This window comes from Streptomyces sp. NPDC045968 (assembly GCF_056430475.1).
On record NZ_JBWKLF010000003.1, the window covers coordinates 632,023 to 651,447 of the forward strand.

General features: G+C 72.9%; 11 protein-coding genes, 1 tRNA gene, 1 other RNA gene and 1 riboswitch. Of the genes, 7 read left to right on the forward strand and 6 right to left on the reverse strand.

Going from position 1 to position 19,425, the window contains the following annotated elements; all coding sequences use genetic code 11:
• Position 1 precedes the first annotated feature (1 nt).
• Together AC07FA_RS12545 and cobG are read right to left on the reverse strand one after the other, a co-directional pair.
• Positions 2-628, reverse strand: coding sequence for a precorrin-8X methylmutase (locus tag AC07FA_RS12545; RefSeq protein WP_479075064.1), 627 nt, complete (start codon positions 626-628; stop codon positions 2-4).
• 56 nt (positions 629-684) lie between these two features.
• Positions 685-2,061 (reverse strand): precorrin-3B synthase, encoded by a 1,377-nt coding sequence (gene cobG, locus AC07FA_RS12550; protein WP_479075065.1) that lies wholly within the window; start codon positions 2,059-2,061, stop codon positions 685-687.
• 561 nt (positions 2,062-2,622) lie between these two features.
• Positions 2,623-2,771: riboswitch (cobalamin riboswitch) on the forward strand.
• Positions 2,772-2,838: 67 nt separating this feature from the next.
• On the opposite strand from cobG, the gene cobN reads away from it, so the two are divergent.
• A complete protein-coding gene (cobN, locus tag AC07FA_RS12555) occupies positions 2,839-6,444 on the forward strand; it encodes a cobaltochelatase subunit CobN (RefSeq protein ID WP_479075066.1) in 3,606 nt (1,201 codons plus the stop codon).
• Between the two features lie 165 nt (positions 6,445-6,609).
• Here the strand turns inward: cobN and AC07FA_RS12560 are convergent, their stop codons facing one another.
• The 3 genes from AC07FA_RS12560 to AC07FA_RS12570 form a co-directional block, all read right to left on the reverse strand.
• On the reverse strand, positions 6,610-8,295 hold the full coding sequence (locus AC07FA_RS12560) for a lysyl oxidase family protein (RefSeq protein WP_479075068.1): 1,686 nt from the start codon (positions 8,293-8,295) through the stop codon (positions 6,610-6,612).
• A 384-nt stretch (positions 8,296-8,679) separates the two neighbouring features.
• The gene (locus AC07FA_RS12565; protein ID WP_479075069.1) at positions 8,680-9,405 is read right to left on the reverse strand and encodes a response regulator transcription factor; all 726 of its coding nucleotides are present in this window, start codon (positions 9,403-9,405) and stop codon (positions 8,680-8,682) included.
• Between the two features lie 23 nt (positions 9,406-9,428).
• Complete coding sequence (locus AC07FA_RS12570) at positions 9,429-10,670, reverse strand: sensor histidine kinase (RefSeq protein WP_479075070.1); 1,242 nt, start codon at positions 10,668-10,670, stop codon at positions 9,429-9,431.
• Positions 10,671-10,809: 139 nt separating this feature from the next.
• Between AC07FA_RS12570 and AC07FA_RS12575 the strand changes: the two genes are divergently transcribed.
• Together AC07FA_RS12575 and AC07FA_RS12580 are read left to right on the forward strand one after the other, a co-directional pair.
• Complete coding sequence (locus AC07FA_RS12575) at positions 10,810-12,003, forward strand: serine hydrolase domain-containing protein (protein WP_479075071.1); 1,194 nt, start codon at positions 10,810-10,812, stop codon at positions 12,001-12,003.
• 62 nt (positions 12,004-12,065) lie between these two features.
• Positions 12,066-13,232 carry a serine hydrolase domain-containing protein gene (locus tag AC07FA_RS12580; RefSeq protein WP_479075188.1) on the forward strand — a complete coding sequence of 389 codons (1,167 nt, stop codon included), beginning with the start codon at positions 12,066-12,068 and terminating at the stop codon, positions 13,230-13,232.
• Positions 13,233-13,333: 101 nt separating this feature from the next.
• Here AC07FA_RS12580 and AC07FA_RS12585 read toward each other — a convergent pair.
• Positions 13,334-13,421 (reverse strand) — tRNA-Ser (locus AC07FA_RS12585).
• 122 nt (positions 13,422-13,543) lie between these two features.
• Between AC07FA_RS12585 and ffs the strand changes: the two genes are divergently transcribed.
• The 4 genes from ffs to AC07FA_RS12605 all read left to right on the forward strand — a co-directional run bounded on the left by ffs (position 13,544) and on the right by AC07FA_RS12605 (position 19,409).
• Positions 13,544-13,638, forward strand: an RNA gene (gene ffs / locus AC07FA_RS12590) — signal recognition particle sRNA small type.
• A 76-nt stretch (positions 13,639-13,714) separates the two neighbouring features.
• On the forward strand, positions 13,715-15,997 hold the full coding sequence (locus AC07FA_RS12595; RefSeq protein ID WP_479075073.1) for a DNA polymerase III subunit gamma and tau: 2,283 nt from the start codon (positions 13,715-13,717) through the stop codon (positions 15,995-15,997).
• Between the two features lie 99 nt (positions 15,998-16,096).
• Positions 16,097-17,347 carry a phosphoribosylamine--glycine ligase gene (gene purD / locus AC07FA_RS12600; RefSeq protein ID WP_479075075.1) on the forward strand — a complete coding sequence of 417 codons (1,251 nt, stop codon included), beginning with the start codon at positions 16,097-16,099 and terminating at the stop codon, positions 17,345-17,347.
• A gap of 355 nt (positions 17,348-17,702) precedes the next feature.
• Positions 17,703-19,409: a M48 family metalloprotease gene (locus AC07FA_RS12605; RefSeq protein ID WP_479075077.1), complete on the forward strand. Its 1,707-nt coding sequence runs from the start codon at positions 17,703-17,705 to the stop codon at positions 19,407-19,409.
• Positions 19,410-19,425 lie beyond the last annotated feature (16 nt).

A 19,425-nucleotide genomic window follows, 5' to 3' on the forward strand; every position in this document is an offset into this window, starting at 1 on the left:
GTCACTCCTCCTCGCTGGCGATCGCGTTGAGGGCTGCCGCGGCGATCGCGCTGCCGCCTCGGCGGCCGCGCACGATCATGTGCTCCAGGCCGGACGGGTGGGCGGCCAGGGCGTCCTTGGACTCGGCTGCTCCGATGAAGCCGACCGGCATGCCTATGACGGCTGCGGGGCGCGGGGCGCCCTCCTCGATCATCTCCAGCAGCCGGAAGAGGGCGGTGGGCGCGTTGCCGACGGCGACGACGGCGCCCTCCATGCGGTCCCGCCACAGTTCGAGGGCTGCGGCGCTGCGGGTGGTGCCCATCTTCGCCGCGAGCTCCGGCACGGACGGGTCGGACAGGGTGCAGACCACCTCGTTGTCCGCGGGCAGCCGCTTGCGGGTGACACCGCTCGCGACCATGGCCACGTCGCAGAGGATCGGCGCGCCGGACCGCAGTGCGGCACGGGCGTGCGCCACCGCGTCCGGGGAGAAGGCGAGATCGCGTACGAGGTCGACCATGCCGCAGGCGTGGATCATGCGGACGGCGACCTGGCTCACGTCGGCGGGCAGCCCTGCCAGATCCGCCTCCGCGCGGATGGTGGCGAAGGACTGGCGGTAGATCGCCGGTCCGTCCTTCTCGTACTGATGCACAGTGCCTTCGCTTTCTCTGTCGGGATGAGGGGGACGGCCGGGGTGATGGCGGTCCGTCATGAGCGGGCGCCGGTGGCGGCTTTGCCGCGGGCGCCCCGGGCCGTGGCCACCGCGGTGGCCAGGGAGATCGTGTCCGGCGGCACGGTCACCGGATCGTGCGGGCCGTCATCGCGTACGACGGTGATCCGGTGGCCGCCTTCGGGGGTGGCGACCACGTCGACCCACTCCCCGTGCGGGTGGCCGCACCGGCGCTCGCACCCGGACCAGTACACGGGCAGCCGCCCCGGCGGGCCGACGGCGGCCGCCGCGTCGGCCCGTACGTCGGCCAGCGACTTGGCGCAGCCGGGCCGCCCGATGCAGGCGCCCACGCCGGTCCACGGGGAAGCGGGGCCGGTGATCAGACCGGCCGCGTCGAGCTCGGCGAGCAGTCCGGTGGCCCGGTCCGCGGGCGCGCCGGGCACGATGACGCCGCGCCACGGGGTGAGGCGGAGCTCGCCGGCGCACCGGCGGGCGGTTTCGATGAGCAACTGCCACTGGGCGGGGCCGAGACGCCCGAGCGGTACGCCCGTGGAGAGGGCGACCGTGCCGTGCCGGCCGACGGGGCCGGGGGTCGGCGGGGTCGCCCGCGCGGGGCGGGGGGCTTCTGCGGTGGTGATCCCGCCGAGTTGCCGTGCGATGCGGGCGGGCAGTGCGGTACGGATGTCGTCGGGCAGGTCCTTCACGCGCCAGGCGCCGGAGGGCCGGGCGGCGTCCAGGAAGGTCTCCGCGGCGAGGAGGGCGGCGCGGGGGGCGTCCGCGGCGGGCAGGCGCAGGACGGTGTCGCCGGCGCCGATCCGCAGCAGGGCGGTGCCGCGGTCCGCGGGGTCTGTTCGTTCGGGGTCCGCGGGGCCCGCGGGGTCCTCTGGGGCCGCGGTCAGGGTGACATCGGCGCCGAGGGCGTCCACGTCACCGCGGCCGTCGTCGAGGGCGAAGAGGAAGCGGCCGGAGAGGGCGGTCGCGCTCTCGCTCCGGCACAGCAGCCGGTCCAGCTCGGTCAGCCACGGGCGGATGTCCGGCAGCCCGCGGTCGTCGAGGCCCGAGAGGGGGGAGGCGACGATGTTCCGTACGCGTTCGTGGCGTTCGGAGGGCAGGAGTCCGGCGGTCCCGAGCAACTGGGCCAGTTCGGGGCCGCAGTCAGGGGCGAGACCGCGGAGCTGGGCGTTGCCGCGTGACGTGAGATGGAGGTCGCCGTCACCGAGCCGCCGGGCCGCTTTGTGCAGGGCCTCCGCCTGAATGACGGTCAGGACCCCGCCGGGTATCCGGACCCGGGCGAGCGCGCCGTCGTCCGCGCGGTGCAGCCGCAGGGTGCCGGGGCAGGCATCACCACTGCTCCGGGCACAGGCGGCGCCCTGGGACCGGGGCGAAAGGGCGGATGCGGACATGGCGGCGAGCATACCGACCATCACACCGGCGCCGGCGGGGCCCGGCGAGATGCCGGACCGGACGCCGAACGGTCCGCGAGGTCCGGTGGGCGGGGCGGGGCCCTCCGGGGTCTCTGCCCGAAACGGGCGCGGCACCCGGAAGCCGGACGAGACCGGCAGGTACGCCGGCTCCGTGCGGGGCCCCGCACGCCCCCTCGGCCGGTCCGGGCGACGCCCGCCGTCCCCCTTCGCCGAGGAGGTCCGCCCCCAGCCATTTTTCCGGCCACCTGAGGACGCGGACCCCGGGGCCGTACCGGGCGTCCGTACCCGGCCATTTTTCCAGCCAGGCGGGAGGGGGCTCGGCTCAGTCCACAGACCGGCCTCAACCGCCGAACGGGCTGAGACCGCGCGACCTATGACGACAACCCGAGCTTGGCGGCCAACGCCTCCAAGCCTGGCGGCCCGCCCACCGCCCCCGGCCTGTCCGGCGCTTGAGGGCGAACCCCCGCCCCGGCCCCGGCCGACCAGCGCCCCGTCCGGCGCCGAGGACAAGATCCCGGGCGCCCCCCATCCGCCCACCCCCGCCGCTTAGGATGCACACGGCGGTCACTCGGACCGCCATCGCCAGACGGCGACAGGGGAGGAAGCCCGGTGAGATTCCGGCGCGGTCCCGCCACTGTGAGCCCGGCCGAGACCCGGCCGAGCGAGTCAGGAACTCCCTTTCCCGAATGCCCGGACACGTCCGGGCGGGGGGAACCCCATTCCGACACCGCCCGGGGCGTGGACACCCCGAGGAAGGCCTGACGCAGCATGATTCTGCTTCTGTCGACGTCCGACACCGACCTGCTGAGCGCCCGCGCATCGGAAGGCCCGGTCAGCTACCGCTACGCCAACCCTTCCCGGCTCACGCTCGACACCCTCCCGGAGCTCCTCGACGGCGTGGACCTCGTCGTCGTCCGTCTGCTCGGCGGCATACGCGCCTGGCAGGAGGGCCTCGACCAGCTGCTGGCCACCGGCCGCCCCATCGTCGTACTGACCGGCGAACAGGCGCCCGACGCCCAGCTGATGGCCGCCTCCACCGTTCCCATCGGCATCGCCGCCGAGGCGCACGCCTACCTCGCGCACGGCGGCCCCGCCAACCTGGCGCAGCTGGGCCGGTTCCTGTCCGACACCGTCCTGCTCACCGGCCACGGCTTCGACCCGCCCGCCCCGGCCCCGGCCTGGGGTCCGCTGGAGCGGACCGCCCGCCGGCCCGCCGAGGGCGCGCCCACCATCGCGGTGCTCTACTACCGCGCCCACCACATGAGCGGGAACACCGCGTTCATCGACGACCTCTGCTCGGCCGTCGAGGACGCGGGGGCCCGCCCCCTGCCGCTGTACGTCGCCTCGCTCCGTACCCCCGAGCCCGAGCTCATCGACGCACTCCGCGCCGCGGACGCCATCGTGACCACGGTCCTCGCGGCGGGCGGCACCCGGCCCGCCGAGGCGTCCGCGGGCGGGGACGACGAGTCGTGGGACGCGGGCGCGCTGACCGGACTCGACGTACCGATCCTCCAGGCGCTCTGCCTGACCGGTTCGCGCAGCGACTGGGAGGACAACGACGAGGGCGTGTCCCCGCTGGACGCCGCCAGCCAGATCGCGGTCCCCGAGTTCGACGGCCGACTGATCACCGTGCCGTTCTCCTTCAAGGAGATCGACGAGGACGGCCTGCCCGCCTACGTCGCGGACGCCGAGCGCGCGGCACGGGTCGCCGGAATCGCCGTACGGCACGCGCGCCTCCGTCACATCCCGGCCGCCGAGAAGCGGATCGCGCTGGTCCTCTCCGCGTACCCGACCAAGCACTCCCGTATCGGCAACGCGGTCGGCCTCGACACCCCCGCCAGCGCCGTTGCACTCCTGCGCAGGCTCCGGGCGGAGGGGTACGACTTCGGCCCCGAGGAAGAGATCCCCGGCCTCGTCTCCGGCGACGGCGACGAACTGATCTACGCCCTGATCGAGGCCGGCGGCCACGACCAGGAATGGCTCACCGAGGAGCAGCTGGCCCGCAACCCGGTCCGTATCCCGGCGGCCGACTACCGCCGCTGGTTCGCCACGCTCCCCGCCGAACTGCGCGAGGCCGTCGAGCGGCACTGGGGCCCGGCACCCGGCGAGATGTTCGTGGACCGGTCCAGCAACCCCGAGGGCGACATCGTGCTCGCGGCCCTGCGCCGCGGCAACCTGCTCATCCTGATCCAGCCGCCCCGCGGCTTCGGCGAGAACCCGATCGCGATCTACCACGACCCCGATCTGCCGCCCTCGCACCACTACCTGGCCGCGTACCGCTGGATCGCCGCGTCCGCCGAGGACAACGGCTTCGGCGCCGACGCGATGATCCACCTCGGCAAGCACGGCAATCTGGAGTGGCTGCCCGGAAAGAACGCCGGTCTCTCCGCGGCCTGCGGCCCGGACGCGGCCCTGGGTGACCTGCCGCTGGTGTACCCGTTCCTGGTCAACGACCCCGGCGAGGGCACCCAGGCCAAGCGCCGGGTCCACGCCACCCTGGTCGACCACCTCGTGCCGCCGATGGCCCGTGCCGACAGCTACGGCGACATCGCGCGGCTGGAGCAACTCCTCGACGAGCACGCCCAGATCGCGGCGATGGACCCGGCGAAGCTCCCGGCGATCCGCGCCCAGATCTGGACCCTCATCCAGGCCGCGAAGCTCGACCACGACCTGGGGCTCGAAGACCGTCCCGAGGACGAGGGCTTCGACGAGTTCATCATGCATCTCGACGGCTGGCTCTGTGAGATCAAGGACGTCCAGATCCGCGACGGTCTGCACGTCCTGGGCGGCGCCCCGACCGGCAAGGAGCGCGTCAACCTGGTCCTGGCGATCCTGCGCGCCCGCCAGATCTGGGGCGGAACGTCGTCGCTGCCCGGTCTGCGCGAGGCCCTCGGCCTCGACGAGTCGGCTGCCACCCGCACCGCGGCCGACGAGATCGAGGAGCAGGCCCGCGCCCTGGTCCAGGCGATGGAGGACGCGGACTGGGACCCGTCGGCAGTGGCGGCGGTGGCCGCGGGGCAGCCGCAGGCGGTCGCCGACATCCTCGACTTCGCCGCCCGCGAGGTCGTGCCGCGCCTCGCCGCGACGACCGACGAACTCGACCACACCGTCCACGCGCTGAACGGCGGCTTCGTGCCCGCCGGCCCCTCCGGGTCCCCGCTGCGCGGTCTGGTCAACGTCCTGCCGACCGGCCGCAACTTCTACTCCGTCGACCCGAAGGCCGTCCCCTCCAAGCTCGCCTGGGAGACCGGACAGGCACTCGCCGACTCGCTGCTGGAGCGCTACCGCAACGACAACGGCGACTGGCCCACCTCGGTCGGTCTGTCGCTGTGGGGTACGAGCGCGATGCGTACGGCGGGCGACGACATCGCCGAGGCGTTCGCGCTGCTCGGGGTCCGCCCGGTGTGGGACGACGCCTCGCGCCGTGTCACGGGCCTGGAGCCGATCCCGTACGAGGAACTCGGCCGGCCGCGCATCGACGTCACGCTGCGCATCTCCGGTTTCTTCCGCGACGCGTTCCCGCACACCATCGGCCTGCTGGACGACGCGGTACGGCTGGCCGCCTCACTCGACGAGCCGGCCGAGCAGAACTACGTACGCGCGCACACCCAGGCCGACCTGGCCGAGCACGGCGACGAACGCCGCGCCACCACACGTATCTTCGGCTCCCGTCCCGGTACGTACGGCGCGGGTCTGCTCCAGCTCATCGACTCGCGCGACTGGCGCACGGACGCCGACCTCGCCGAGGTCTACACGGTGTGGGGCGGATACGCGTACGGGCGCGAGCTGGACGGTCGCCCCGCGCGGGACGAGATGGAGACCGCGTACAAGCGCATCGAGGTCGCAGCGAAGAACACCGACACCCGTGAGCACGACATCGCGGACTCGGACGACTACTTCCAGTACCACGGCGGCATGGTCGCCACGGTCCGCGCGCTGAAGGGCACCGCCCCGGAGGCGTACATCGGTGACTCGACCCGCCCCGAGACCGTCCGGACACGGACGCTGGTCGAGGAGACCTCGCGCGTCTTCCGGGCCCGGGTGGTCAACCCCAAGTGGATCGAGGCGATGCGCCGCCACGGGTACAAGGGGGCCTTCGAGCTGGCGGCGACGGTCGACTACCTCTTCGGGTACGACGCGACGACGGGCGTGGTCGCCGACTGGATGTACGACAAGCTGACCGAGACGTACGTCCTGGACCCGACGAACCGCGAATTCCTCCAGCAGGCCAACCCCTGGGCGCTGCACGGCATCGCGGAACGCCTCCTGGAGGCCGAGTCGCGCGGTATGTGGGCGAAGCCCGACCCCGCGGTCCTCGACGCCCTGCGCAAGGTCTTCCTGGAGACGGAAGGCGATCTGGAGGGCGAGGACTGAGCCCGGCCGCCCGCGCGGCGGCGTACGGACGCCGGAGTCGTCCCAACCACCTACGGACGCCGGAGTCGTCCCCCCCCCCACCTGACGACGCAGCGGCCCCCGGAACCATCAGGTTCCGGGGGCCGCCGTATGCCGTGAGCGCCGGTTATGTCGGGAGGGCCGACGTCAGTTGGCGTTCACCAGGTCGTGCGCGGGCACCTTCACCGTGCGCGCGCCGGGCGTGCCGCCGAGGACCACCTTGCGCAGGGCGCTGTTGTTCTTGAGGCTGGTCTCCTTGAGCCGCTTCTCCGGGTTGGCCAGCACCTGGATGTAGTAGGTGCCGTTCGCCAGGTTGGTGATGTCGAAGGACTGGCCCGGGAGGTCCTGCGTGTACGTGTCGCCCGAACCCACGTCGAGCACCTCGCGCACGGAGATCGAGTTCTCCTGGCCGCACGCCGTGGACAGGTCGGTGTTGTCCGGGTGCCAGTTGGCGTTCTTCACCGTGTAGTCGACGGCGTCGGTGTTGGCGAGGCAGAACGCTTCCTTGCCGCTGCGCACCTGCTCCTTCTTGTCGGCCTTCAGCAGCCGGTAGCTGGCGAAGTCGGTGAAGTGCCAGTGCTCGTGACCGGGGCGGGGGTCCCACTCCATGGTGCCGGTCGGTGTGTAGCCGACCTGCTTGCCCTTGGCGTCGTAGAAGTACTGATAGGCGTCCATCAGCTTCTTGCCCGGCGTGCGGAAACCGTCCACGACGAGCTGGGCGGGCCCCGCGTTCCACACGTTGGCGCTGAAGGCGAGGTAGTCCTTGCCCTTCACGTTCTCCTGGCCGTCGCTGATCTGGATGCCGTAGGCCGGCAGCGAACGGAGGTCGGGCTTGGGCACGGCCGGCACGGACGCCTTGCCCTTCGGCCGCGCCGCGTTGGGCGCGACGGCGGGAGCCTTCCGGGACCCGTCGGTCTGACCGGGGGCGTCACCCATGTTCGACGCCCGCAGCGCGCTCTTCTTGAGCGCCCAGGGGAGGGCGGGCGGCGCCGGGGTGAGGGGCCCGTGACCCACGTTGTACGAGGGACCGGCACCGCTCGTCGCGGCCGCGGGGGCCGGCGAGCGCATCGCGCCGTGACCGGCATGACCGGCCATGGCGGACTTGCTCCGCGCCTGCCCCGCGCCGGGCTCGTCCTCCCAGCTGCGCTCGCGGACGGTCACCTTGACCGTCCGGGGCTGGTTCGCGATGCCGAACAGCTTCCGGTACTGCTTGTTCACGGACACCTTGGCGGTGTACTTGCCCGGCTTGAGGTCGACCGGTGCGCCGTAGTAGCCCGCGTACGTGTTGGACGCCCAGCCCTTCTCGACACCCCACACCGAGCCCAGGGTGAACGGGTTGACCGGGCAGCTCTCCGGATACTTCGACGTGGACGGCGCGTCGGGACGTACCCGCCCGGAGGCGTTGTTCGGACAGAAGGCTTCCGAACGGCTCTGCACGACCTTGCCGGCGGCGTCGGTGATGACGATCCGCACGAAGCCGGGCAGCCCCGCGAAGTCCTTCACCACACCGCGGGGAAGGACCTTGGTCCTGGTCTTCTTCCCTTCGCGGATGATCTGGGTGGCGACGACCGGGTCCTTGTAGGACTTACGCGTCACCTTGAGCTCGAAGGGCCCGTTCTCGGCGGTGACGTACGTACCGAGGTCGAGATAGACGCCAGGGTCTTCCTTCCACGAGTCGAGGGTCACCGACGTGGAGGCCGCGATCAGGCTGAGCTTCGGCACGGCCGACGCCTTGCTGTCGGGCGCGGCGGCCACGACTCCGGCGGTCACGGTGATCGCGGCAGCCGCGGCCATCGTCGAGCGCCACAGACGGGTGTGGCGGGATGTGGTCATTTTCCCGTACTCCGTTTCATACAACGTCATACACGGGTTCCGCACGCCTGCTGGGAGCGGAACACTTTCCCCGTCTGTGGAGAGCCGGTGAACGGCATCAGAGGTTGTCTGAGGACCCAGGAGTCACCCATGGTTGGCTGAAAAGCGCTGTATGGGCACTGAATTCAGCCGCGGGGGGCGGTTTCGGGGGTGCGGTGGCTGTTCTTGTAGTAGGGCACGTGAGTCGCAGGAGGACTGCGAGGCCTCCAGCGGCAGGTGACCGGCGCGGTGGCTCCCCGACCCGGCGATGCGCACAGAATGCCGGCTGGCGGGCGCCGAGTTCGCGCGTCGCCGGGCCGGCACCAGAGGTCCGGGCGGGTGACCGCGCAGAGGGGTGGAAGCCGGTCAGCCGGTGAAGCCCGGGACCACCAGGCCGGATTCGTACGCGATCACCACCGCATGGGTGCGGTTCTGCGCGCCGAGCTTGGTCAGCACGTTTCCGACGTGGGTCTTGATCGTCTCCAGGCTCACCGTGAGGGACCCCGCGATCTCCGGATTGGAGAGTCCGGTGGCCATCAGGCGCAGGACCTCCTCCTCCCGGCCGGTCAGGGCGGCCTGCGGCAGGGCCTCGGCGGAGCCCAGCGGGCGGGGGGCGACCATGCGGCCCAGTGCGGCCGGGAAGAGGACCGCTTCGCCCGCCGCCACCACCCGGACCGCCTCGGCGATCTGGCGGACCGGGAGGCGTTTGAGGACGAAGCCGCTGGCGCCCGCGCTGAGGGCGGCGGTGACGTAGCCGTCGTTCTCGAAGGTGGTGATCACCACGATCTTCGGCGGGTCGGCCTCTTCGGTCAGCAGTTGGCGGGTGGCCTCGATCCCGTTGCGACGTGGCATGCGGACGTCCATCAGGACCACGTCCGGCCGCAGGCTCCGCGCCCGGTCGACCGCCTCGACGCCGTCGGCGGCCTCGCCGACCACCGTGATCCCCGGCTGTGCGGCGAGCAGCATGCGCAGGCCGCTGCGGGTCACCTCGTCGTCGTCCGCGATCAGGAGGGTGACTGTGGGGCCGGCGACTGCGGGGAAGGCGGCGGCGGGAAGGTCGACTGCGGGGCCGGCGACTGCGGGAAGGGCCATGTCTTCCCCCGGCTCGGACCCGCTCACGCCGACGCCCGTACCGGCAGCCGGACAGCCAGCCGCCAGTGCTGCGCCCCGTCCGGGCCGGACCGGAACTCACCGTGCAGCAGCCGGACGCGCTCGGCCAGTCCGGGCAGACCGTGGCCGGAGGTCGGGAAGGCTCCCGTGCCCGGGCCCGTCCGTGCCCCGGTCCGGTTGACCACCGTGAGGTCCAGTCCGTGCGGCCCGGCCGCCACCCGGACCTCGATGGGGCCGCCCGCCCCGTGGCGCAGCGCGTTCGTCAGTCCCTCCTGGAGGATTCGGTACGCCGCCCGGGAGAGCGTCCCCTGTACCCGCGCCAACTCACCCGACAGCTCCGGTTCCACCACCGCCCCCGCGTGCCGCAGGCGGTCCAGCAGCTCGGGGAGGTCGGCCAGGGTCCGGGTCGGCGCCGTGCCCGACTGTTCCTCGCGCAGCACTCCGAGCACGTAGTCCAGGTCCTCCAGCGCGGCCCGCGTCGACTCCTCGATGCTGCGCATGGCGGCCCGCGCCGCCGCCGGGTCGGCGGAGAGCACCTCGCCCGCCACCGCCGCCTGGATGGTGGCCGCCGTCAGCGTGTGCCCGATCGAGTCGTGCAACTCATGGGCGATCCGGTTGCGTTCGGCCAGCAGCAGTTCCCGCTCGGCTGCCAGCGCGAGCCGTTCGGCCTTCGACGGCCCCAGCAGCCGTGGCGCCGACCACCGCAGGGCTCTCGTCACCAGTACGCAGACGGCGACCGCCAGCAGGATGCACAGGGCCGCCACCAGGTAGCTCCACCCGCCCGACACCCGGACCGACGTGCCGAACAGGCTCGCCCGCGCCTCGCCGCCGAGCCAGTTGCCCGGCAGCGAGAGGCCCATGATGAACAGCACCCCGCTCGCCAGCGCGCCCGTCCACCCGACGGCCACGTGCAGCACCAGCCAGAGCGGGGTCCGCCAGCGGTCGAGGCCGAGTGAACCGGCGGTTCGGCGACCGGCCACCGGATTCGGCAGTGGCACCCGCAGCAGCCGGCGGGCGGACGCGATCAGCGCACGCCGTACGGGGCGCGCCAGTCCCACCAGGCCGACCAGTCCCGCCCAGACCAGCAGGACCAGGACGATCTGCACGCTCTCGGGGGCGGATCGCCACGACAGCGCCGGCACCAGGGCGAAAGGCAGCAGCGGAAGGCTCGCCAACGCGCCGCAGTAGGCGAACAGCACACCCGAGTACGTGGAGCCGCGCAGCAGCAGCCGAATTCGCCTGATCATTTCGCCAGTATCGCCGGGCAGCCCACCGGCGGCCTCCCCCGATCGGGGGAGCGATTTCTCCCGCCTTCCCGCGATGCGGTCGGAGGGCCCTGGAAACAAGGATCGTGCCCCGACCACACGACTTCCCAGGAGTTGACTCATGCGTGCTCAGACCAGGCAGGGCCTTCGTTTTCCGACCCGGCAGCAGGGCGGCAGGCGGCGACGCGCCGTGTCGGCCGCGGCCGCGGTGGCCATCGGCGTCATGACCCTGGGCGCCCTCGCCCCGCCCGCCGCCTCCGATTCCGGCGCCGCCGCCGCTGCCGCCGCCAGGCCGGATGCCGTCCAGCAGGCCCTGAACGCGCTGGTGCGCGACGACGGGATGCCCGCCGCGCTGGCGAGCGTCAAGGACCGCGATGGCCGTACTCGTACCTACACCGCGGGAGTCGGTGACCTGGCCACCGGCTCGAAGGTGCCCAGGGACGGCCAGGTACGGATCGGCAGCAACACCAAGGCGTTCACGGCGGTCGTGGTTCTGCAGCTGGTCGGCGAAGGGAAGATCGACCTGGACGCCTCCGTCGACACCTACCTGCCCGGCCTCGTACGCGGAGAGGGGATCGACGGGCGCCGCATCACCGTCCGCGAGCTCCTCCAGCACACCAGCGGACTCCCCGAGTACGGCATCCACGTCGACGACGACGAGATCAGGAACCGGTACTTCGAGCCCCGCGAGCTCCTCGACATCGCCCTCCGGTACAAGGCCGACGCGGCTCCGGGGGAGAAGTGGGGCTACAGCAACACCAACTACGTCCTGGCCGGCCTGATCGTCCAGAAGGTCACCGGCCGCCCCCTCGCCGAGGAGATGGACCGGCGCATCATCAAGCGCGTCGGGCTGCGCCACACCTACTTCCCGGCCCCTGGCGAGATGACCATCCGGGAGCCGCACCCCCAGGGCTACCACCGCAGTCCGGCGGACGGACCGCTGCGCGACTTCACGGAGATGGACCCCTCCGCAGGCTGGGCCGCAGGCCAGTTGATCTCCACCAACTCCGACCTCAACCGCTTCTTCACCGCGCTCCTCGCCGGCCGCCTCCTCCCGGCGGCCCAGCTCGCCGAGATGCGCACGACCGTCCCCGCCGGGACCTCCGGCCTCCGTTACGGGCTGGGGCTCACGAGCAGGCCGCTGTCGTGCGGCGGCGTCTACTGGGGCCACGGCGGCGACATCGCGGGGTACGAGACCCGGGGCGGTGTCACCGACGACGGCCGCGCCGCCAACGTCGCGGTCACCAGCATCCCGACGGACGAGGCGGCCACGCGGCACGTGAACGAGGCCGTGGACAGGGCCCTGTGCGGCTGAATCACGCCCCAGGCAACCCGGCAACGATCCAACGATCCGTCAGGAGTGGACTCATGCGTCTCATGCGTGGACAGACACGGCAAGCGCGTCGCTCGCCGAGCCGGCGGCAGGACACCCGGCGCCGGGCCCTGGCCGCCGCGGCCGCGGTGGCCATCGGAGCCATGACGCTGGGCGCACTGGCCCCGCCCGCCGTCGCGGCCGCCAGGCCGGATGCCGTCCAGCAGGCCCTGAACGCGCTGGTGCGCGACGGCGGGACACCCGCCGCGCTGGCGAGCGTCAAGGACCGTGACGGCCGCATCCGGACCTACACCGCGGGGACCGGCGACCTGGCCACCGGCGCACCGGTACCCGTCGACGGGCAGGTACGGATCGGCAGCAACACCAAGACCTTCGTCGCGGTCGTGGTCCTCCAGCTCGTCGCGGAGCGGAGGGTGCACCTGGACGCCTCCGTCGACACCTACCTGCCCGGCCTCGTCCGCGGGAAGGGGATCGACGGACGGCGCATCACCGTCCGCCAGCTCCTCCAGCAGACCAGCGGACTCCCCAACTACAGCAACTACCTCGGCGACGACGTCCGCTACTACGCCCCCCGTGAACTGCTCGCCACAGCCCTCCGCCACCCGGCCGACTTCGCCCCCGGGACGCGGTGGAAGTACAGCAACACCAACTACGTGCTCGCCGGCCTGCTCGTCCAGAAGGTCACCGGCCGCCCCTTGGCCGACGAGATCGACCGGCGCGTGGTCCGACGCGCCGGGTTGCGCCACACCTACTTCCCCGCCCCCGGTGACGCGGGCATCCGAGAGGCCCACCCCCACGGCTACTACCAGGAATCGGCGGAGGCGCCGCTGCGCGACATCACGGAGATGGACCCCTCCTGGGGCTGGGCGGCAGGCCAGATGATCTCCACCGGCTCCGACCTCGACCGCTTCTTCGGGGCACTCCTGGCCGGCCGCCTCCTGCCCAGGGCCCAGCTCGCCCAGATGCGCTCCACCGTCCCCGCCGAAGAGACCTTCGGCCCGGGCGCCCGCTACGGACTCGGACTCGTCAGCAGGCCGCTGCCGTGCGGCGGTCTCTCCTGGGGCCACGGCGGCAGCTTCCCCGGGTACGAGACCCGGGGCGGCGCCACCGACGACGGCCGCGCCGCCAGCGTCGCGGTCACGATGCAGCTCACCGACGAGGCGGACCGGAGGAATCTCGAACGCGCCGTGGACACCGCGTTGTGCCGCTGAGCCCCGCCGAGAGCCCTTCCGTGCCAGGGCGACGACGGAACGCAGAAGGCCCCGACCGGTTTCCCGGTCGGGGCCTTCGACGTATTGCCCGGTGAGAGCAATGGCGGAGGATACGAGATTCGAACTCGTGAGGGGTTGCCCCCAACACGCTTTCCAAGCGTGCGCCCTAGGCCACTAGGCGAATCCTCCGCGGCAAACAATACAAGACGTTGAGGAGTGCTCGCGAACCCGTTCCCCCCGAGGCCGTCCGGACGCGTCCCCGGAGGTGGATCAGGTGGACTTCGGGGGGTGGGGATCGGCTAAGGTGGGCGTCAGCCCCTCACGTGGCGCTATCTGACTGAACTCCCCCAGGGCCGGAAGGCAGCAAGGGTAGGTTGGCTCTGGCGGGTGCGTGGGGGGCCCTTGTGTTTTCCGGGGCTTGTCCGGCCGGTGGTGTGCCCGGTGGGGGCCGGTTGTCAGTCCGCCCCGATAACCTCGTATGTGTGTCGTCCCTTGCGCTGTACCGCCGCTATCGCCCCGAGTCGTTCGCCGAGGTCATCGGTCAGGAGCATGTCACTGACCCTCTCCAGCAGGCCCTGCGGAACAACCGGGTCAATCACGCGTACCTGTTCAGTGGGCCGCGCGGTTGCGGAAAGACGACCAGCGCGCGCATCCTCGCCCGCTGTCTGAACTGCGAGCAGGGGCCGACGCCGACGCCGTGCGGGGAGTGCCAGTCATGCCAGGACCTCGCGCGCAACGGGCCGGGTTCCATCGATGTGATCGAGATCGACGCCGCGTCGCACGGAGGCGTGGACGACGCCCGTGACCTGCGGGAAAAGGCGTTCTTCGGGCCCGCGTCGAGTCGTTACAAGATCTACATCATCGATGAGGCGCACATGGTCACCCCGGCAGGGTTCAACGCCCTGCTGAAGGTGGTCGAGGAGCCGCCGGAGCATCTGAAGTTCATCTTCGCGACCACCGAGCCCGAGAAGGTCATCGGCACGATCCGGTCGCGTACGCACCACTACCCGTTCCGGCTGGTTCCGCCGGGGACACTGCGCGGATATCTCGCCGAGGTGTGCGGCAAGGAGAACAGTTACGTCGAGGACGGTGTGCTGCCCCTGGTCGTGCGGGCCGGGGCGGGCTCCGTGCGTGACTCGATGTCGGTCATGGACCAGTTGCTGGCGGGAGCGGGCGACGACGGTGTGACATACGCCATGGCGACCTCGCTCCTGGGGTACACGGACGGCTCCCTGCTGGACTCCGTCGTGGACGCCTTCGCCGCCGGGGACGGGGCCGCGGCCTTCGAGGTCGTGGACCGCGTGATCGAGGGAGGAAACGATCCGCGGCGCTTCGTCGCCGACCTCCTGGAGCGCCTGCGCGACCTGGTGATCCTCGCCGCCGTCCCGGACGCGGGGGACAAGGGCCTCATCGACGCGCCCGCCGATGTGGTCGAGCGGATGCAGGCCCAGGCGGCGGTCTTCGGTGCCGCCGAGCTGAGCCGCGCCGCCGACCTGGTCAACGAGGGGCTCACGGAGATGCGCGGGGCGACGTCTCCCCGGCTCCAGGTCGAGCTGATCTGCGCCCGGGTGCTGCTGCCCGCCGCTTTCGACGACGAGCGTTCGCTCCAGGCCCGGCTGGACCGGCTGGAGCGCGGTGCCTCCTTCGCCACCGCCCCGGCGGGCCCCGCCCTGGGGTACGTGCCGGGGCCGGAAGCCCACACCATGGCGCCGCCCCCCGCCGCCGTACAGCCCGCCGGTCAGCCCGAAGCAGGCCCGGCTGCCGCACGCGCGGCGGTACGGGGCGAGGCCCCCGCAGCCCCGCCCGCCCCGCAGCCGCCCGCCCCGCAGCCGGTCGCGCCGCAGACCCAGCCACAGCCCGCGCCCGTGGAGCCGGCGGCTCCCGCCCAGCAGCCCCCGGCCGAGCCGCCCGCAGGGCAGCGGCCCGGGGCATGGCCCGCGGCTGCCGGAGCCGATGCGGGACGCCGACCCGGCGGCTGGCCGACCGCGTCCGTCCCGGGCCGGACGCCTCCCGCCCAGGCCACACCCCAGGCCGCACCCGTCGCCTCCCCGAACCCGACCCCGCCCGCGCCCCCGACCACGCCCCCGGCTCCCGAGCCGGGCCAGGGCATGGCGCAGGGCGTCGGAGCCGCCCAGGTGCGGAACATGTGGCCGGACATCCTGGAGGCCGTCAAGAACCGCCGCCGGTTCACGTGGATTCTGCTCAGCCAGAACGCCCAGGTCACCGGCTTCGACGGGACGACCCTGCAGATCGGCTTCCTCAGCGCCGGTGCCCGCGACAACTTCGCGACCAGCGGTAGCGAAGAGGTGCTGAAGCAGGCACTCGCCGAGCGCTTCAACGCCCAGTGGAAGGTGGAGGCGGTCATCGACCCCTCGGGCGGCTCCGGCCAGCCGCCGCAGACCGGCGGCGGACGCCCGCCGGCCGCGCCCTACCAGCCCGCGCCCACTCCGCAGCCGTACGAACCCCCGGCCCAGCAGCAGGGGTACCAGGGACAGCAGCAGGGGCAGGGCGGACAACAGGCACAGCAGCCCCCGCAGTCCCAGTCCTCGGGCTACGCACCGCAGTCGCAGGGCTCCGGCGGGCCCCGGGCCGAAGCCGGGCCGCAGGCGCAGTACGCTCCCGAGCCGCCGCGTTCCGTGGCGCCGGAGGACGACACCCCGGAGGCCGACGATCCGGATCTCGTCGACTCGGCGCTCTCCGGGCACGACCTGATCGTCCGCGAACTGGGCGCCACGGTCGTGGAGGAGTTCATCAACGAGCAGTGAGGCAGTGAGGCCCCTTGCTCCTGTCCCGCGCATTCCCCGCCCCGTCCGCAGGGCGGCGCCCGTCGAGTCCCTCGGCGCCCGGCGGCTAGGCTGCACCCCGTGAAGGTCCTCGTCATCGGCGGCGGCGCCCGCGAACACGCCCTGTGCCGCTCTCTCTCCCTCGACCCCGACGTCACCGCTCTGTACTGCGCCCCCGGCAACGCCGGCATCGCAGAGGTGGCCGAACTGCACCCGGTCGACGCGCTCGACGGCGACGCCGTCGCGCGCCTCGCCACCGAACTGGGCGCCGAGTTGGTGGTCGTCGGCCCGGAGGCACCGCTTGTGGCCGGGGTCGCCGACTCCGTGCGCGCCGCCGGCATCCCCTGCTTCGGACCCTCGCGCGAGGCGGCTGAACTGGAGGGGTCCAAGGCGTTCGCCAAGGACGTCATGGCCGGTGCCAACGTCCCGACCGCCCGCAGCTACGTCTGCACGACCCCCGCCGAGATCGACGCGGCCCTCGACGCCTTCGGCGCCCCGTACGTCGTCAAGGACGACGGTCTGGCGGCCGGCAAGGGCGTCGTCGTCACCGATGACGTCGACGAGGCCCGTGCCCACGCGCTGGCCTGCGACCGCGTCGTCATCGAGGAGTTCCTCGACGGCCCCGAGGTCAGCCTCTTCGCGATCACCGACGGCACCACCGTGGTGCCGCTCCAGCCCGCCCAGGACTTCAAGCGGGCCCTCGACAACGACGAGGGCCCGAACACCGGCGGCATGGGCGCGTACTCGCCCCTTCCCTGGGCCGACCCGAAGCTGGTCGACGAGGTCATGGCGAGCGTCCTCCAGCCGACCGTGGACGAGCTCCGCCGCCGCGGTACCCCCTTCTCCGGGCTGCTGTACGCGGGTCTCGCGATCACCTCGCGCGGCGTCCGGGTCATCGAGTTCAACGCCCGCTTCGGCGACCCCGAGACCCAGGTGGTGCTGGCCCGTCTGAAGACCCCGCTCGCCGGTGTCCTCCTCGCGTCCGCCAACGGCACCCTGGACCTCGTACCGCCGCTGACCTGGCGCGACGACGCCGCCGTCACCGTGGTCATCGCGTCGCACAACTACCCCGGTACGCCGCGCACGGGCGACCCGATCGAGGGGCTGGCGGACGTCGCGGCGCAGGATGCGCCGCACGCGTTCGTCCTGCACGCGGGGACCCGGCAGGACGGCGACGCGGTCGTCAGCGCCGGGGGCCGCGTGCTCTCGGTGACCGCGACCGGCAAGGACCTCTCCCAGGCCAGGGAGCGTGCCTACACGGCGCTCGGCCGTATCCGGCTCGACGGTGCGCAGCACCGCACGGACATCGCCCTGAAGGCCGCCGGGGCCTGACCTCCCCCTGCCGCCCAAGGCGTCACACCTGCCCGGCACCTCTCCGGAGGCGCCGGGCAGGTGTGTGTGCGCCCCCGTCCGTACGCCGCTCGTGCGCCGGGGCGCACGGCCCCTGCGCGCGGGTGTGCAGCGCGAAAATTGCGTACCCATCAGAACCGGCGCGTCAGCAGCTTTAGCCAAAGCCATTCCATCGGGTGACGACTCGGCCATCCGGATGACGACCGGCGAGCTCCCAACTAGGGTGCGGCGCAAGCGTTCCGGCACTTGGCCCACCGGCATTGCGATGTCAGTGACGGGTGCCACAGTGGGGGAGTGAGCAACACCGTCGCGGGGGCAGAGGGGGTGACATCCGGCCGTGTCCGGTACCGGGTTGGGTGAGGAGCTGGGCGCGCTGGCCGCGCGTGCCCGAGCTCTCGCTCTGCTGCGCATCCGCAGCAGAGCGGTGGCCGTGGCGATCCTGCCGGCGGCCGTGGCCGTCGTGCTGCTGGCCGCGGCGGTACAGGGCCGGATCACCGGCAGCGTCTGGGACACCGTGCGGTGGACGGTGACGGCCTGCGCGCTCGTCGTGCTGCTGGTCGCCGCCGCGGTCGCCTTCGCGGTCGCCAGGGCGCGGCCGGCGGTCAGTCCGACCGTCGCCGTCACGGAGGAGTCCGCGCCCGACCTCTACCGGCTGGTCCGGGACCTGGCCGACCGGCTCGATGTCCCGGCCCCGTCGGCCATAGCGCTGACTCCGGACTGCGACAGCTGGCTGGAGGACCGTACGCATCCCTCCGCCCAGCCCCGCGCGTCCGCCGTGGCCAAGGGACTCGTGGCCGGCCGGCCACGCCGGAGGGTGCAGGCCGCCCCCGTTCTCGTCATCGGTTCCCCCTTCCTCTGGTGGATGCGGGTCGCCGAGCTGCGGGCGGTCCTCGCCCCGGTCGTCGCCGGTACGGGCTCGTCCGCACACCCGGACATAGCCGCGGCCCGCCGTTTCGTACGTGGGCTCGACGCCGCGGTCGCCGACGCGGCCGCGCCCGGGCAGGGCGCTGTACGCGGACTGCCGCTCGCCTTCGTCGGCTGGGTCGCCCGGGTTCTGCTGCGCAGCTGTCGCGAGCACGCGGCCGAGATGGAGCGATGCGTCGCCGCCGCCGCGTCGATGCGCGCCCAGAGCGTGGATTACGGGCTGCGGATCGTCGCCCAGGAACAGGTCGGCCTCGCCTACGCGGGCTGGGACCGGCTGCTGACCCGGGTCGCGCTGCCCGCCTGGCGGATGGGCCGCTGGCCGTCGCGGCTCGACGCGGGCGTCGTCTCCGCCCTGACCGAGCTGTCCCGCCGGGACCGGCTCGCGGAGGGCTTCGCCTCCCGCCTCGGTGAGCGTCCCGCCTGCGACCTCCTCGAAGAACCGGGTACGGCCGACGAGGCGGCCTCGCTGCTGGCGGCCAGGCTCTTCCACGGCGGGCCCGCGGAGAACGGCCCCGACTGGTCCCCCGTCGACTGGCAGCAGTATCCGGAAGAGGTCGTCGACCGGAAGTGGCGCGCCGAGGCCGCCCGTCTCCACCGGGTCCTCGACTCCATGGGCGTACCGCCCACGGCCACGATCGACCCCGCCGACCCGGCGGTCCCCACGCTGGCCCGCGTCATCGGCCATCTCACCGGCCCCTCGGCGGGCGGCGAGGAGCTCGCCGCCGGGATCGGTGCCGCAGTGGCCCGCGAGGAGGCCGCCCAGGCTCCCCGGGTGACGGCCGGCGGCACGGGCACCGCGAAGAGCGGCACGGGCACCGACCCCCTCGACTTCTGGGGCTCCGACCCCCTCCCGCTCTTCCCGCTCCAGCCGCCCCGTACGGGCACGGAGCTGCTCGCCGACCACGTGGTCGCGATGGTCTGCTGCGCCGCCGTCGACACGGCGGGTGCCGCTCCCGGGCTCGACTGGCTCGACGGCCCCGCACTGCTCGTCGAGGGGCAGCGCCCGGCCGACCTGGGCGGCCCCGTCCTCAGCCTGGTCGAGGAGGGCGACGCGGAACCGCTGCGTACCTGGCTCTCAGAGGTCGGAGTCCGCACGGACAAGCCCGTCCGCCTCGTGTGACCCGGCGGAGCGGGAG

What these genes read in the sequence shown, in the direction of transcription:
- AC07FA_RS12575 (WP_479075071.1), top strand. Translation starts at nt 10,810, where the DNA reads ATGCGTGCTCAGACCAGGCAGGGCCTTCGTTTTCCGACCCGGCAGCAG.
- AC07FA_RS12560 (WP_479075068.1), bottom strand. Translation starts at nt 8,295, where the DNA reads ATGACCACATCCCGCCACACCCGTCTGTGGCGCTCGACGATGGCCGCG.
- AC07FA_RS12570 (WP_479075070.1), bottom strand. Translation starts at nt 10,670, where the DNA reads ATGATCAGGCGAATTCGGCTGCTGCTGCGCGGCTCCACGTACTCGGGT.
- cobN (WP_479075066.1), top strand. Translation starts at nt 2,839, where the DNA reads ATGATTCTGCTTCTGTCGACGTCCGACACCGACCTGCTGAGCGCCCGC.
- cobG (WP_479075065.1), bottom strand. Translation starts at nt 2,061, where the DNA reads ATGCTCGCCGCCATGTCCGCATCCGCCCTTTCGCCCCGGTCCCAGGGC.
- AC07FA_RS12580 (WP_479075188.1), top strand. Translation starts at nt 12,066, where the DNA reads ATGCGTGGACAGACACGGCAAGCGCGTCGCTCGCCGAGCCGGCGGCAG.
- AC07FA_RS12565 (WP_479075069.1), bottom strand. Translation starts at nt 9,405, where the DNA reads ATGGCCCTTCCCGCAGTCGCCGGCCCCGCAGTCGACCTTCCCGCCGCC.